Below are 14,889 nucleotides of genomic sequence, written 5' to 3'. Positions count from 1 at the left end.
CTCTGAGCATCCGTGGCCGACCTCCCTCCTTGTGGCCTGGTACGGCTCCCCCACACGCGCTCGCAAAGAACTGATTGGTTATCAGGTATGCGAAGCATGCAGGCGACGACGCCTGCGGGGCGTATAGGGCAGAAACATGGCTGGTCTCCTGCTCAAGGGCCATGGGGCCCGGCAGCCTTCGGTAGGCACCGCGAGCGGACAGCTGATCAGCCGGTGCAGTCGATACCTCTCGGCCCCAATCCGCGGTGGGCGCTGGGGAGTCGGTACGCGTTACCAGGCGGCACGTTGGCCCTTGGGGCCGGAGGAAGGACCGCCGTGGCTCAGGGTGGAGCGGCCGGTGGTTGACCGAGCGAGGGGAGCTGCGGGCTCCGCCGGTACCGTGTTCCCTGTGGCCGGACAGCTGAGTGACGCGGAGCTCGACGAGCTGGTCGAGCAGGCCACCGTGGACGCCTACGCCGACGAGGAGCAGCTCACGGGCCTCTTCACGATGCTCGCAGAGCATCTGGCCGTCCCATTCAAGACGGTCGTTCTCGGGGTCGAGGTCACCGTGAAGAAGGTGGACCTGCTGCCCGGCAGCCAGATCGTGGCGGTCTGTACGCGAGGCAGGCACCGGCAGGCGATCGGCATTCTCGACCTTCCGTTGCCGGATCCGGCGCCCGAGGGGGCCGAGTGGATCGAGGGCTATCGGCACTGGGGACCGTAAGAGCGCCCGGGTCAATGGCCGGTCGGCAGCGCCGGCCGGTAGCCCTGATCGGCGAGCCAGGTCCGGGCCCGGCCATGCTGCCGTTCCGCGGAGAACAACCAGTACCGCTGCAGCTGCGCCGGTGACGTGGCCAGCATGTCCTTGAAACGGCGGAACGCCCCAGGGCCCTGGAACGCGATGCCGAGGAAGCGGGCGAGGTCCTGGTCGTCGAGGGTGGCGATGAAGTCCTCCATGTCGCGGTAGGCGTCGCGCGATCCGGCGCATGGGACATGGAGCCACCGCTCGGTGCCGTCCGGTTCGTTCTCGTCCCACGACTCATCGGTGTCCGCGAGGGCGGCTCGGCACTCGCCGGTGTCCAGGTCAATGCGGCCATCGCCCCAGGCCGGGTCGCCTTCGAGCAGACCGGAGAGTTCCTCCAGGTCGACCGGCAGCGGCCGCAGCATGCGGCCGGCATCGCCGCCCGCCGTGTCGAGTTGCCGGGCGAGGACCTCGTCGCCGGGCCAGCCCCGTTCGCGCAAGGTGGTGGTGCAGGCGGTCGCTGTCTCCTGGGCGCCGGGCACAGCCCGGGAAACGGCTGCGGTGAGTGCGTCCCCGCACTGCTGCAGCACGCCGGCGGGGTCATGCGTACGCAGCAGGGAGAGCAGGGACGGGCCGTCGGCGGTGTGGCAGCTGGCGCGGAGTGCCTTCAGCGCGTGGTCGGTCCATGCCTGGGTCATGCCCGCGAGGCTACTCCCCAAGTTCTCGGCTGTGCTCGAACAGGGCCCCCATGGCGCACTGCGAGCGCCATCGTCTCCGGTGCGACAATGCGCCGGTGAGCACGGCAGACAAGTCCCCTTCAGACGTCGGCCGTCGACGTTCGGCCCGGAGCCGTGGCCTCATCCACATCGCCGCCATAGCCCAAGCCTCCCCGGAACCGCCCGCCTCCGCTCACCCCAGGACCCTTGAGTATGACGTCCGGTCAACTCCGGCCGCCTTGCACGCTCTCCGTCCGAGCCCACCCACCAGCGGCGGCGATAGGGTCCGCCGTGTGAGCGAGTACCAGTACTACGAGTTCCAGGCCCTCGACCGCCCGCTCAGCCGCGAGGGGCAGGACCAGTTGCGGGCCCTCTCCAGCCGGGCCCGGATCACCGCCACCAGTTTCACCAACACCTACAACTGGGGTGACCTGCGCGGGAATCCGCGCCGCATGGTGGAGCGCTACTTCGACGCCCACCTGTACGTCACCAACTGGGGCACCCACCGCCTGATGCTCCGCCTGCCCAGGCAAGCCCTGGCCCTGCCCACGGTGAAGCCGTACTGTCTCGACCACCACATCGACGCCCGGACCACCCGCACCCACCTCCTGCTCGACCTCACCAGCGAGGACGATGGCGGCGACTGGATCGAGGGCGCCGTCGACTCACTGGCGGCCCTCATCGGCGTACGCGACGAACTCGCCACCGGAGACCTGCGCCCCCTCTACCTCGCGTGGCTCTCCGCGCTCGCCGCCTGGGAACTCGAGGACGACGACGAAAACGAGTACTTGTCCTGCCCCGAACCGCCCGTCCCGGTCGGCCTCGGCGAGCTGACCGCCCCGCAGCGCGCGCTCGCGGACTTCCTGCGTGTGGACGCCGATCTGCTCGCGGCCGCGACCCAGGCCAGCCCACCGAGCCCAAGGAAGTCCGCCGATCCCACGAAGACGGAACTCTCGCCTCTGATTGCCGCCCTCCCGGAGAAGGAGAAAGACGCCCTGCTCCTGCGGCTCGCCCTCGACCCCGAACCGCAGCTGCGCACCGACCTCCTGCACCGCCTGCGCGGCACCACCGCCCCCACTGCGATCCCCGGGCGCCGCTCCGCCGCCCAACTCCTGGACGCCGCCCACACCCTGCGCACCGAACGCAGACAGCACGCCGAACACGAACGAGCCGAAGCCCGCGCCCGGCACCTGACCGCCCTCGCGCACGAGGCCGAGTCCGCCTGGCAGCGGATCGAGGCGCACATCGCCACCAAGAAGACCACCGCCTACGACCAGGCCGTCGCCCTCCTTGCGGAACTGCGCGACGCCTACGCCCACACCGGACGGGACACCGACTTCCACCAGCGCCTGACCCGCCTGCGCGAGCACTACCAACGCCGCCCCGGCCTCATCCACCGCCTCGACCGCCAAAGTCTCCGGTAACGCCCCCACTGCCACGGGGCCGAGGAAGCACGGGCAGGACTCCTCAGGGAAGCAGTGTGAACGCAGGAACGTGCTCGGGCACGAGGGCCCGGAAATGCCGGTGGTCGAGCGTCGCGACATCCGTCAGCTTCAGCCGCTCCGCCACAGCGAATCCCGTGCATCGGGAAACACCTGCACGAGATCACCGCCGACCACAGACTCCACCAGGTTGACTTCAGCCTCGGCACCCAGATACTTCCCGACCAGATAACAGCATTCGGTCAGCACATACGGAGTGACCAGCAAGTCACCGTCGTACGACTCCAGTAACTCGGCGCACCGCTAGTGATCAGGGTCGTTACGGTTGAGGAAGGCGACAAGCGGTCCGGTGTCAACGATCAGCATCGTCCTCGCCGATCTCCGCCCGTGCGATGTCCTTCGCCCGGGCGCCTAGATCGGTCGCCGGGCCATCGAAGCTCCGCAGTATCCGGAACCGACTCGGCGCGGGCTTCACCAGACGCAGGGCGTGACGATGCAGCTCCTCCGCCTGCTCGGGCTCCAGGCGATCGATGAGCTCGTGCAGTTCTCTGTAGTCGTACGCCGAGGTCATGGCCGCTTCCTCTCCGCCACGCAGTACGTCCACGATAGCGTTGGCATCCCGAGCCCGTGACCATGTCAGCAGGCTCCAGGTTCATCGTCCGGGCTGGGTTCCGCCGACAGCGCCGCCGCGTCCGCGGCATCCGTGGCCGCGTCTGCATCGCGCCCTACGGCAGCGGCGGCGTCTTGCCCCGTGAACCGTCGCTCTCATCTTCCTCAGCCTCTCGGCGTCGCTCAAATCTGACCCACTTGTGACCTTCATCCGACCCTGACCTTGGTGATCAAGGTCAGGAGGAAGAGGCGATCCACGTAAGACTTCCGAGCCGCGTTTCCCTTGGCGCACAGCCAAGGGAAACGCGCTGGTCGCGGCAGGCATGGGAGGTTTAGTTGTCGCATGTGGTCGCACGAGCTGGGAGTGTCGGCCCTCCCTCCGCCTCCTGGAGGCGATCGTCATGCGTACTACCGCCGACCGCGGCCGCGTCTACCGAGGGTGCGGCTGCCGAGACGCCCACCGCCGCCGGCTCGGAGCCCTGCCCCCGCCTGCTCACCGACGATCACCACGGGACGTGGACGTTCGCCGTCGACGTCCCCGCACCACACCACCGCCGGACGACCGTCCGGCGAGGCGGCTTCACCAGCCACGACGCCGCGGAGACCGCGGTGCGGACCTTCCTGGAAGGCGAGGCCGGCGGGTTCGACGCCGACCCGATCCAGGCCGTCCCGACTACCTGAACACCTGGCTGACGGCCAAGGCGCTGGTACTCAAGCCGACCACCATGGCCGCTACCGGGACGACGTGCACAACGATCTCGCCCCCGCCTTCGACAGCCTCAAGCTGGACGAACTCAGGCACCGGCACATCAGCGCATTCGTCACCAGCCAACTCTCCGCCGACCGCGGTCGCACCACCCTCTACCGGTGCCTGGCCACGCTCTCCAGCGCGCTGGGGGACGCGGTCCACCAGCACCGCCTCGCCCACAATCCGGCCAGCCCTCCGGCCCTGCGGCGGCCACCCGCGCCGGAACGCAGGATCTGGACCGCCGACGAGGCGGTCCGCTTCCTCCGGCACTGCTACCAGGCGGACCCGGACATGGCCGACCTGTTCGAGTTCCTCATCGGCACCGGCCTGCGCAAGGGCGAGGCCCTCGGCCTGCACTGGGACGACGTCCACCTACGCGAACGCGTTCTCTACGTGCGCTGCACACTCTCCGCCATCGACAACAACCGGCTCGCCATCACCGCCCCCAAGACCCGCTCCAGCAAGAACTGGGTGGCCATCTCACCCCGCGTCACCGCCGCCCTCCAGCACCGCACCCGCTCCAGCGCCCACGCCCACAGCGACCCGAGCGCCCCCTTCACTGGGCTGGTCTTCCGCCGACCCGACGGCTGGCCACTGCGGCCCAGCGCCGTTCTGGACCGGCTCCGGCGACTGTCCGACGAAGCGGGTGTTCCCCGGGTGACCGTTCACGATCTGCGGCATCTGGCAGCCACCCTGACCATCACCGCCGGTGTGCCGCTCACCGTGGTCTCCAAGACCCTGCGTCACTCCACCGTGTCGACCACGGCCAACATCTACAGCCACCTCACCCGGCAAGCCGCCCGCGAAGCCGTCGACACCATCGAGCAGACCCTCACACTGGCCGAGCAGAAGGCCGACCGGCAGGCCCGGCAGAAGCGACTGCGATCACCACGCGACCACATCCAACGGCTCCGCGAAGCCCTCCACCGGCTCCGCGCCCCCGCCCCGCCGTCCTTCTGCACCACCGCGACGCGTCCCCAACTCCGGCCTGCGACCACACTGCGACCACCAGCCCTCCGGGAACGCGAAAAGCCGCCCTCCCGTAAGCGGCAGAACGGCTTCCGACCTGCATCAAAGCTGGTCGGGACGACAGGATTTGAACCTGCGACCCCTTGACCGCCAGCGTGCCGCCAACCGCTGTGCATATCCGGTTCGTTGCCTTCACGGTCTGCCTGTCAACGCCCCAACAGGCCTGCTGTCGTCGCTGGGCGACGACCATCGCGTGCTGCTCCACCCCTGTCGTGCCGTCCGCGGCGGTGATGGCCGAGATCTGCGTTCGGGGGAACGCGTGGGGAACGTCCGCGACCTAGCGTCGGGAGACAGGCCACGGACTAGGAGCGAGGTGGTCACGATGCAGGAACAGGGCAGGTACTGGGCTTCGGGCAACTGGCGGGTGACCGACGGCAAGGCCGAGGAGTTCATCGCCCGCTGGACGGAGTTCCTCACCTGGACCAAGCGGGCCAGTGACGGCTTCGAGGCGGCCCGGTTGATCCGCGATCTGCAGGACCCGGACCACTTCGTGTCCTTCGCGTCCTGGCGGGATGCCGAGGCGATGGGGGCATGGAAGAACAAGCCAGAGTTCGCCGAGCACTTCGGGAGCTGCCGTGCACTCTGCATCGATATGCAGGGCGCCGGCTACCAACTGGTACGCGCCATCTGATCCAGTGATCAGCGCAACGGCCTGGCGGCAGATCTGCCGCCAGGCCGTGCATCGAGTCGCCGTCAGCCGGGTTCTCACCCCACCTCCACGGGCACGCCAACCAGCGAGCCGTACTCGGTCCAGGAGCCGTCGTAGTTCTTGACGTCCGGGTAGCCGAGCAGTTCGTGCAGGGCGAACCAGGTGTGCGAGGAGCGCTCGCCGATACGGCAGTACGCGATGACCTCGCTGTCGGGGGTGAGCCCCTTGCCCTCGTACAGGTCGCGGAGCTGCGCCGCGGACTTGAAGGTACCGTCGTCGTTGGCGGCCTGCGCCCAGGGGACGTTCGCCGCGTGCGGAATGTGGCCCGGCACCTGCGCCTGCTCCTGCGGGAGGTGCGGGGGTGCCAGCTTCTCGCCCCGGAACTCCTCGGGCGAGCGCACGTCGACCAGGCCGATGCCGGTGTCCTCCTTGGCCAGCACCTCGTCGCGCAGGGCGCGGATCTCCGGGTGCTCCTGCCCGGTCACCTGGAAGGAGGTGCGGGGGTAGTCCTTGACCTCCTGGGTCATCGGACGGTTCTCCAGCTCCCACTTCTTGCGGCCCCCGTCGAGCAGCTTCACCTTGTCGAAGCCGCGCAGCCGCAGGATCCAGTAGGCGTACGCCGCGAACCAGTTGTTGTTGCCGCCGTAGAGCACGACGGTGGTGTCGTCCGTCGTGCCGACCGCGCCGAGCAGCTCTCCCAGGCCGTCCACGTCCACGTAGTCCCGGCCGACCTCGGTGTGCAGGTCGGTCGTCCAGTTCCAGCCGACGGAGCCGGGGATGTGGCTCTGCTCGTAGGCGCTGGTGTCCTCGTCCACGTCGATGATCCGCAGCGTCTTGTCGGTCAGGTGGTCGGCCAGCCACTCCGTGCTGACCAGTGTCTCCGGATGTGCGTAGCCGTTGGTGCTCATCCTGTTCTCCCTTCTGTGGTGGGGTTCGTCAGGTCCCGTGCCCCGCCCCTGACCACTGCTGTGACCGGGATGCCGGCCCGGTCGAGAAGGCTGGCCGCGACGGCCGCGCGCCGCCCGCGACCGCAGACCGTCCACACGTCGCGGTCCCGGGGGATCTCGGCAAGCCGCCGGGGCAGTTCGCCGAGCGGGATGGCCAGTGCTCCAGGGATGGTTCCGGGCTCGGTCGGGGCGCGGACGTCGAGAACCCGCACCCGGGCGTCGCGCACGAGCAGCGAGAGCAGTTCGTGCGCGTCCGCGGCGCGGAAGGAGCGGATCGGGCGGCCCTCGGCCTGCCATCGTTCGATCCCGCCGTCCAGGTAGCCCTCGATCCGCTCGTAGCCGATCCGCAGCAGCTGGATCACCGCTTCGGCCGCCGCGTCGGCGACCGGCTCCGGGAGGACCAGTACCAGGGGTGTACCGAAGGGCACGACCTGGCCCACCTGACCGGCAAAGCTGTCGTCCAGCTCGTCGCAGAGCGATCCGGGCAGGTGCGCCGCGGCGAACGCCCGGCGCTCGCGCGCGTCGACCACCAGCGCCCCGCCCCTGGTCAGCCGGTCGACGGTCGTCGGCGTGAGCGGCCGAGAACCGTGCGGCGGACCGCCGAGCACGGTGGGACCGGCCCGGTTGAGCGAGGCCATGTGCCGGTAGTACGCCGGGTACGGGGGCAGACCGAATCGCTCGCTGACGAACTTCTCCTCGTCCACCGCCAGGGCCGGGTTGGTGCGCCGCTCCGCGCCCACCGTCGTCGTCCGGTCGGCCGAGGCGGGGCCGGCGGAGCAGGAGCTGCCGGCCCCGTGCGTGGGCAGCACCAGGGTGCCGTCCGGCAGCAGCGCCAGCCGCCGCAGCGACCGGAATTGTGCATGGGCCAGGCTCTCGGTCCGTTGCTCGCCCGACAGGTCGGTGCGGCCCGAGCTGCCGACGAGCAGGCTGCCGCCGCTGAAGACGGCCTGCGGTGCCAGCTGGGCGTCGCCGAAGACCAGGTACGAGGTGTGCTCGGCGGTATGGCCGGGCGTCTCCATGGCCCGGACCCGCAGGTCGCCGACGACGATCTCGTCGTCCTCGGCCATCGGCAGGTGGTCGAAGGCGTACGCGGCCCGGGCCGGACCGGCCACGGTGGCCCCGGTGGCGGCCTGTACTTCCAGGGCACCGGAGACGTAGTCGTTGTGCACATGCGTCTCCAGCACGTACCGGACCCGCACCCCGCGTGCAGCGCAGTCGGCCAGCAGGCCCCAGCAGTCCCTCTGGGGGTCGACCAGGGCGGCCTCGTCACCGCTGACCAGGAGGTAGCTGGTGTCGCCCAGCGGGGCGGTGGTGACGATCCCGATCTCGTACTCGTCCATGTCAGTCAGCCTGTCCTGCCGCCGTTCCCTGGGCGTTCCGGAGGTCAGTCGGCCCGTCGCCGGGCCAGTACCTCCACGCTGGGGGCCGCGTTGCAGCCGTAACCCATCGCATTCCACGGCGCCCGCAGCGGCTGCGTCTCGCCACGCGCGTCGGTCGCGCGGACCAGCAACCGGTGGCGCCCGGCCCGTCGCGGGGTCCAGCGCAGCGACCAGCCCGTCCACGCGTACGGTCCGCTCGGCCGGCCGAGTGCGGCGCGGTGCCAGCCCTCGTCGTCCACCCGCATCTGGACCAGCCGCACGGGTACGCCGCCCGACCACGCCCAGCCGCGGACGATCACTTCGGTGCCGAGGACGAGGACCGCGTCCGGTTCCGGGGCGGTGATCAGCGACTTGACGCGCAGGGTCGAGACCGGGCCCTCGGGGGTGCCGCGTGCATCGCGGTAGACGTACTCGTCCGTCTGGAACACCCCGGTGAACGGTTCGGCCACGGCCCTGGCCCCCACCAGCCACTTCACATCGGCCACCCCATAGCGGCCGGGCACCACCAGCCGCACCGGGGCCCCGTGGACGGGGGCGAGCGGCACCCCGTTCATGTGGGTGGCGAGCAGCGTGTCCGGGTGCAGTGCGACCTCCAGCGGCAGGCTGCGTTCGAAGGCCACCCGGCGGCCGTGCTCGTCGCCGGAGTCCGCGCCGGTGAACACGAACTCGACCGTCCGGGGGTTCGGCCGGGCCCGCGCGGCGACTGCCCGGAACGGCACGCCGCCGAAGCGGGCACAGCCCACCGCCCGCTCGCCCCAGGGCAGTCCCGGCGGGCGTGGAGTCATCAGACCGCGCCCGTTCCCGGCACACTCCAGTACGACATCGAGCTCACGCCACCCGAGCGCCGACAGTTCGTCGTACCCGACCGCGCAGGGTGCCTCGACCAGGCCGCCGAGGCTCAGCCGCCACCACCGCGGCTCCAGCCGCGGAATGCCGAAGTGATCGCGGACGAAGAGCGCGTCCACGGGCGTGGTCCGTTCGGCGAGCGCGGCCGCCGGCGTCTGGGCGTTGTACGGGTCGGCCGTCACCGTCTCGGGCGCGAGGGTCCCGGGCCCCCGGGGCTGGATCCCTCCAGTCATCTCGCTCACCTTCCTCCGGAGCCCTGCGGTACGACGGCGACCGCGCGCAGCGGGCGCTCGGCCCCGAGCGCCTCGAAGGTGGCGGCTGCCTCGTCCAGGAGCCCCTGGTCCCCCGTCGGCCGCGGACCGGCGAGCGCGGCCCGCACCTTCGACCGGGCGGCCCAGTACGGCTGCCGGGCCCGCCCGTACAGCTCTGCCGCCGCCAGGTGCCGCCGCCGCGCCTCGGAGGGCTCGCCCCGCACCTCGGCCAGTGCGCCGGAGGCGGTCTCGGCCATCGCGCTCCATGCGGAGCTCCGGAACAGGCCCGCCACGCGTTCGGCCGCCCGCGCGTGCTCGGCCGCTCCGGCCGCGTCGCCCAGGGCGGCGAACGCCTCGGCCGCCACGGGGTAGAGCAGCGCCGTACAACTGGGGCATTCGCCGTACCTGGCGGCGGCGGCCGATGCCGAGCGTGCCGCCCTTACCGCTTCGGCGGGCTCTCCGCGCTCGACCGCGTCGAAGGCTGCCGTCGCATACAGCCGCCCGAAGGCGTGCTGGGCCAAGGGGGAGATCGCCGCGGCGGCCATGCCCCGCCGCAGCTGCCCCGCCACCGCCTCGCTGTCACCGCGGCCGGCGGCGAGCTCGGCCAGCCGCTGCCGCGGCAGCGCGCTGGACCGGCCGCCGAGTTCGTCGTGGATCTGTGCGCTGCGCTCCAGGCACCCCGCGGCCTCGTCCCAACGGCCCTGGAGCAGCAGCGACTCACCGAGCAGGCACCACGCGAACGCCTCGGCCCGGCGTGCGCCACGCGACAATGCCAGATCCAGCGTGCGCCGGGCGTACTCCTCGACGCTGTCGCTGAGGCCGTCGCCGTACAGGTGGTACTGCCCGATGCAGCAGTGGATGTCGAAGATCCGCGCCAGCGTGGCGTCCTTGTCCGCGCCGGCCCCGAGCCGCTCGATCTCGCTGTGCAGGCCTTCCCGCCAGTTCCCCCGGCAGTGGTGGACGATGGCCAGCTGCTCTTCGGCAGCGGCCACGTCCTCGGACGTGCCGTACCGCTCGGCGGCGTGCCGGCTCGCCTCGGCCGCCTGCTGCGCCTCGGCGTAACGGCCCACCTCCCACAGCCAGTTCGCCCGCACTCCGCGCACCCGCCCGGCCTCGGCCCGGTCCTCGTGGGCCGCTCCCCGCCACTCCTCGGCGACCCGCAGGTGCAGCCCCGCGGCCTCGCTGTCGTGCTGCTGGAGGTACGCCGTCGCCGCCTTGCGGTGCAGTGCGACGCCGGTCAGGTCCCGCGGACCGCGCCCGGCCGCGTCCAGCGCGCAGGTGTACGCGGCAGCCGCGCCGGCGGCGTCCCCGGAGAGCATCCGCAGATCGCCCACCTGCCCCCACAGGTCGCCGGTCAGCTCCGGCTGGAAGACCTGGCCGGTCCGGATCTGCTCGTGCAGTCGCTCAGCGGCCGGGCCGGGGCCCGCAGCCGACTCGCGCTCCATGGCCGCCCGCAGCCGCCGGTACTCCCCGAGCGCTTCATGCCGCCGGCCCGCCAGCGCATACACCCGCATCAGCGCCACGGCCGCGTCTTCATACGGCGGGTCGATCCCCACCGCCGTGCGCAGCACCGCGGCGGCCGAGTCGAAGTCGACGCGGGCCTCCAGCAACCGGCCCAGCTCCACCAGCAGAGCGAGGTACTCGGCCCGCAGTGCCTCCGCGCGTTCGATCGCCCACTCCGCGTAGCGGTCCTCCGGAAGCAGGTCCCCGCCGTACAGCGCGATCGCCCGCCGGTATTCCGCCGGATCCCCCGCGCGCCGCGCCTGAAGCGCCGCGTCCTCGAATGCTTCGACGTCGACCCAGGTCACCGCCCGACAGAGCCCCAGCCGCTCACCCGACTCCAGGTAGCGGTAGGTCGCCGCCGGATCCGGATCAAGGGTGCGCCGCGCCTCGTGCAGCACCTTGCGCAGCTGGTTGTCGCCGGCCTCCGGACTGAGCTCCGGCCACAGCACGTCCATGACCTGCTCCCGGTGGAGACGGTGGCCCGGCGCCAGCGCCAGCAGTTTGACCAGGCTCTTCGCCTTTCTGAGTCGCCACTCCCCGTCGGCGATCTCCCGTCGACCGACATCGGCCCTGAAGCCGCCGAGCAACCGGATTCGCAATTCGAACATGCGCGACACCGCCTTCGCGGCCGACACTTCGAATCTACGCCTGGAACACCTCAGCCGCTCGGTCACCTGCTCCCACTACCGCGTCACCCGGTCAGCGGGCGGCACGGAGAGGTCGTCACGCCGATGAGGGAACTGCGAGGCAAGGACGGTTTCTCGGTTACGAGATCACGACTCAGCAGGCCCGGCTGAAGCAACTGCGACCACCACGCGACCACATCCAGCGGCTGCGCGAAGCCGTCGACCGGCTCCGCTCCCCCGCCCCGCCGTCCTTCTGCACCACCACGAACCAACGCCAAACCGGGCCCGCGACCACAGTGCGACCACCCGCCCGCCGGGAACACGAAAAGCCGCCCTCCCGTAAGCGGGAGAACGGCTTCCGACCTGCATCAAAGCTGGTCGGGACGACAGGATTTGAACCTGCGACCCCTTGACCCCCAGTCAAGTGCGCTACCAAGCTGCGCCACGTCCCGATGCCGTCTGACCTGGGCTTTCCCCTGGCCGAACGAACAGGGAAACAATACCGCACTCGGGTCCGTGGTCGCGCACCGGTTATTCGGCGCGTGCCCGCTCCGGCTCCCCGGCGGGTATCGATCCGGCGGTGGGTGTGCCGGCGCGTTCCAGGGCGCGGATCGGCCGTACCGCGAGCAGCGCGGCCGCCACGACCAGGCTCATCACGCCCGCGACCAGCAGCACGTTCTCGGCGCCCAGGGCCGACGCGGACGGGCCCGCCAGGGCCTGGCCCACCGGCATCATCGCGAGGGAGCCGGCCACGTCGTAGGCGTGGATGCGGTTGAGGACGTCGGGCGGGACCTGGGTCTGGACGGTGGTCGCCCACATCACGCTCCAGAAGGACATGCCCGCCCCGGCCACGGCGGCGCCCGCCGCCATCGCCGGTACGTCGAGGCCGAGCCCCACCGTCGCCGGGAAGCCGACGAAGGCGAAGAGGCTGATCGCGCCGGCGTGGAGCATGCGGCGGGGGCGCAGACGCAGGGCGAGGAGGCCGCCGATCACCGTGCCCGCGCCCAGGGCGGAGTTGATCAGGCCGTAGGCGCCGGGGCCGTGGCCTTGGACCACCTCGGTCGCGACCAGGGGGAGGCTCGGGCCCCAGACCATGAGCATGTAGAGGCACCAGACGGCTATGACGCCCCAGAGCCAGGTGCGTGCGCGGAACTCCCGCCAGCCCTCGACCAGGTCCGCCCGGAAGGTGCTCGGTATCGGCGCGCTGCCGGGGGTGAGCGGGGGCAGGCGGAGCAGCAGGAGGCACAGGGCGCTCACCGGTCGCCGCGTGGGCCGCGAAGACGCCGCCCGGTGAGGCGAGGCCCACCAGGAGACCGGCGAGCGCGGGGCCGGCGAGCTGGGCGGCGGACTCCGCGATGCGTATGGCGCCGTTCGCTCCCTGGACGTCGGTGGCGAGCCGGGGTGTCGTACTGGCGACGCCGGGTTGGAAGACGGCGCCCGCGACGCCGTTGACGAAGCCGATCGCGCAGATCTCCCACAGCACCACATGGCCGGAGAAGAACAGGCCCGCGGCGAGCGCCTGAGTGCCGAGGCGCACCACGTCGGCGCCGATCATCAGCCTGCGCGTGCTGAAGCGGTCGGCGATCACTCCACCGAAGACGACGAACCCGGCGAAGGCGGCGGCCGTGGCGGCCATGGCGAGGCCGACCGCGCCCGCGCCGTAACCGTGCTGGAGCAGTCCGGCGGCGAGGGCCACCGGCAGCATGGTGTCGCCGAGCCGGGCCACGGCACGGGCGACGAAGAACAGGGCGAAGTCACGTGACCAGACCGGATGAACCCCGGCCGACGCCTTCGACAGCCCCCTTGCCATGCCCCGCGCTCCCCTCCCCGTGAACCGGATGTGGGGGGAGCCGGGGTCCCCTCCCGCCCCGGCTCCCCCCACACGCCTTCGGATCATGCCACGCGGCACTGACAACGCCCGAGGGGATTTCAGTCCGCGGTCGGCAGCCCCAACTCCGGGTAGGCGTCGAGGAGTCGGGTGGGCGCCGCCTGGCGCCAGGAGTCGGCGAGGATGTCCCGCAGCTCGTCCTCGTCCTCCAGCGCCGCGAGCCGGACCCGAACCCAGGCGAACTGTGCTTCGTGGTCGGCGATCCAGAACTTCTCCGGTTCGGCCAGCACCAGTTCGTCGCGCTCCTCCTTGGGGCAGCGCACGGCGATGGAGGTCTCGTCCTCGGGCAGCGTCGCGAACATCTTCCCCGCCACCCGGAACGTGGGCATGCTCCAGGCGATCTTCTCCGTGGTGTCCGGCAGGGACAGGGCGGTACGGCGTACGTCTTCGGCATCCTGCATGGCAGGCACCGTAGCCGCTCCCACTGACAGTCACGCGCGCACGCGTTTGTAGTAGAGGGTCGTCCCGCGCAGCACCCCGCCGGGGTCGGCGGCATAGTCGGGGATCACCCCGGCCCGGGTCCAGCCGGCCGAGCGGTAGAGGTGCTCGGCGGGGCTGTCGGTCTCGGTGTCCAGATGGAGGAGGGTGATGCCCGCGGCGGCGGCCGCCTCCTCGGCGGTGGTCAGGAGCGTACGGCCGAGGCCGCGCCCACGGGCGTCCCGGTGCACCATGAGCTTGACCAGCTCGGCGCGGTGGCGGCTGTTGGGCTTGTCGGGGAAGGCCAGACTGACGGTGCCGACGATCCGCTCGCCGTCGCGCGCCACCCACACCGCGAACTGCCCGTCCGCCCGCGACTTCCACCAGGCCTCCGCCACCGCACGGTCCAAAGGCGCGAGGAAGCCGATCGAGGCGCCCGCGTCCACGGTGTCCACCATCAGGTCCGCCAACTCGCCGGTGCACGCCGGCAGTTGGGCTTCGTCCAGTCGCGAGAGGATCACGGCAGCACCACCGCCAGCACATACCGCGCCTCATCCGGCCCTGCGCACCGGAACCGCGTCGGCCCCCACACCCGCAGCCGCAGACAGTCCCCGGCGTCCAGATGGTGCTCGGCATCCTGAGCCGTGACGTCGAGCGCCCCTTCGAGCACCCAGATGTGCTGCTCCAGACCCGGCACGGGCGGCCGGTCGTAGGCGATGTCGGCACCCGCGGCGAGCCGCCCCTCGACCAGCTCGCCGCGCAGCCCGGGATGGGGCGGGGACACGGAGCGCCGTACGAACCCGGAGGCCCGGTCCTCCCAGACCTGCTGCTCAGCGGCCCGCACCAGCAGGGCGGGCTCGGACTCGACCTCGCTGAGCAGCTGGGACATGGTCCGCCCGTACACGCCACACAGCCGGTTCAGCAGCGAGGCGGTGGGGCTGATCTCCGCGCGCTCGGCCCGGGACAGGGTCGACTTGCTGATCCCGCTGCGCTCCGCGACCTCACCCAGCGACCAGCCGCGCTCGGCCCGCAGCTCGGCCAGCCGCGCGCCGAGCCGGGCGTCGACGGGATTCAGATCCACGCTCTGTTTCATATCCGGGACCCTATCCCAGATACGC

At 71.3% G+C, this 14,889-nt stretch carries 14 protein-coding genes, 1 tRNA gene and 1 pseudogene; 4 read left to right on the top strand and 12 right to left on the bottom strand.

Annotation, left to right across the window (positions count from 1 at the left end):
* Window positions 1-388 precede the first annotated feature (388 nt).
* Window positions 389-703, top strand: coding sequence for a hypothetical protein (locus H4N64_RS02775; RefSeq protein ID WP_186280444.1), 315 nt, complete (start codon window positions 389-391; stop codon window positions 701-703).
* Window positions 704-714: 11 nt separating this feature from the next.
* On the opposite strand, the gene H4N64_RS02770 is transcribed toward H4N64_RS02775, so the two are convergent.
* Entirely contained in the window at window positions 715-1,419 is a 705-nt protein-coding gene (locus H4N64_RS02770; RefSeq protein WP_186280443.1) for a UPF0158 family protein, read from the bottom strand.
* A 311-nt stretch (window positions 1,420-1,730) separates the two neighbouring features.
* On the opposite strand from H4N64_RS02770, the gene H4N64_RS02765 reads away from it, so the two are divergent.
* A complete protein-coding gene (locus H4N64_RS02765; protein ID WP_186280442.1) occupies window positions 1,731-2,861 on the top strand; it encodes a hypothetical protein in 1,131 nt (376 codons plus the stop codon).
* A 129-nt stretch (window positions 2,862-2,990) separates the two neighbouring features.
* Here H4N64_RS02765 and H4N64_RS44770 read toward each other — a convergent pair whose 3' ends face one another.
* Both H4N64_RS44770 and H4N64_RS02755 read right to left on the bottom strand, forming a co-directional pair.
* Window positions 2,991-3,146, bottom strand: coding sequence for a PIN domain-containing protein (locus H4N64_RS44770; RefSeq protein WP_260859508.1), 156 nt, complete (start codon window positions 3,144-3,146; stop codon window positions 2,991-2,993).
* 85 nt (window positions 3,147-3,231) lie between these two features.
* Window positions 3,232-3,450 (bottom strand): hypothetical protein, encoded by a 219-nt coding sequence (locus H4N64_RS02755; RefSeq protein WP_186280441.1) that lies wholly within the window; start codon window positions 3,448-3,450, stop codon window positions 3,232-3,234.
* Between the two features lie 783 nt (window positions 3,451-4,233).
* Between H4N64_RS02755 and H4N64_RS02750 the strand changes: the two genes are divergently transcribed.
* On the top strand, window positions 4,234-5,352 hold the full coding sequence (locus H4N64_RS02750; RefSeq protein ID WP_186280440.1) for a tyrosine-type recombinase/integrase: 1,119 nt from the start codon (window positions 4,234-4,236) through the stop codon (window positions 5,350-5,352).
* A gap of 235 nt (window positions 5,353-5,587) precedes the next feature.
* Window positions 5,588-5,896, top strand: a complete 309-nt coding sequence (locus H4N64_RS02745) for an antibiotic biosynthesis monooxygenase family protein (RefSeq protein ID WP_186280439.1) — start codon at window positions 5,588-5,590, stop codon at window positions 5,894-5,896.
* Between the two features lie 74 nt (window positions 5,897-5,970).
* Here H4N64_RS02745 and H4N64_RS02740 read toward each other — a convergent pair whose 3' ends face one another.
* From H4N64_RS02740 to H4N64_RS02700, 9 genes and pseudogenes are all read right to left on the bottom strand, one after another.
* Window positions 5,971-6,822, bottom strand: a complete 852-nt coding sequence (locus tag H4N64_RS02740; RefSeq protein ID WP_186280438.1) for a sulfurtransferase — start codon at window positions 6,820-6,822, stop codon at window positions 5,971-5,973.
* Entirely contained in the window at window positions 6,819-8,201 is a 1,383-nt protein-coding gene (locus H4N64_RS02735; RefSeq protein WP_186280437.1) for an MBL fold metallo-hydrolase, read from the bottom strand. The genes H4N64_RS02740 and H4N64_RS02735 overlap by 4 nt, the downstream gene beginning before the upstream one ends.
* Window positions 8,202-8,245: 44 nt before the next feature.
* On the bottom strand, window positions 8,246-9,319 hold the full coding sequence (locus tag H4N64_RS02730; RefSeq protein WP_186280436.1) for a molybdopterin-dependent oxidoreductase: 1,074 nt from the start codon (window positions 9,317-9,319) through the stop codon (window positions 8,246-8,248).
* Between the two features lie 5 nt (window positions 9,320-9,324).
* Window positions 9,325-11,448, bottom strand: coding sequence for a BTAD domain-containing putative transcriptional regulator (locus H4N64_RS02725; RefSeq protein WP_186280435.1), 2,124 nt, complete (start codon window positions 11,446-11,448; stop codon window positions 9,325-9,327).
* 393 nt (window positions 11,449-11,841) lie between these two features.
* A tRNA-Pro gene (locus H4N64_RS02720) sits at window positions 11,842-11,918 on the bottom strand.
* A 79-nt stretch (window positions 11,919-11,997) separates the two neighbouring features.
* A pseudogene (locus H4N64_RS02715) lies at window positions 11,998-13,276 on the bottom strand (MFS transporter).
* 119 nt (window positions 13,277-13,395) lie between these two features.
* Window positions 13,396-13,755 (bottom strand): MmcQ/YjbR family DNA-binding protein, encoded by a 360-nt coding sequence (locus H4N64_RS02710; RefSeq protein WP_186280434.1) that lies wholly within the window; start codon window positions 13,753-13,755, stop codon window positions 13,396-13,398.
* A gap of 30 nt (window positions 13,756-13,785) precedes the next feature.
* A complete protein-coding gene (locus tag H4N64_RS02705) occupies window positions 13,786-14,292 on the bottom strand; it encodes a GNAT family N-acetyltransferase (protein WP_186280433.1) in 507 nt (168 codons plus the stop codon).
* Window positions 14,289-14,864, bottom strand: coding sequence for a helix-turn-helix domain-containing protein (locus H4N64_RS02700; RefSeq protein ID WP_186280432.1), 576 nt, complete (start codon window positions 14,862-14,864; stop codon window positions 14,289-14,291). The genes H4N64_RS02705 and H4N64_RS02700 overlap by 4 nt, the downstream gene beginning before the upstream one ends.
* Window positions 14,865-14,889: the final 25 nt, after the last annotated feature.

This window comes from Streptomyces cupreus, assembly GCF_014257025.1.
In the GTDB taxonomy this organism is placed as follows: domain Bacteria; phylum Actinomycetota; class Actinomycetes; order Streptomycetales; family Streptomycetaceae; genus Streptomyces; species Streptomyces cupreus.
Note: the sequence above shows the minus strand (reverse complement) of the source record. Positions and strands in the feature narration are given on the sequence as shown.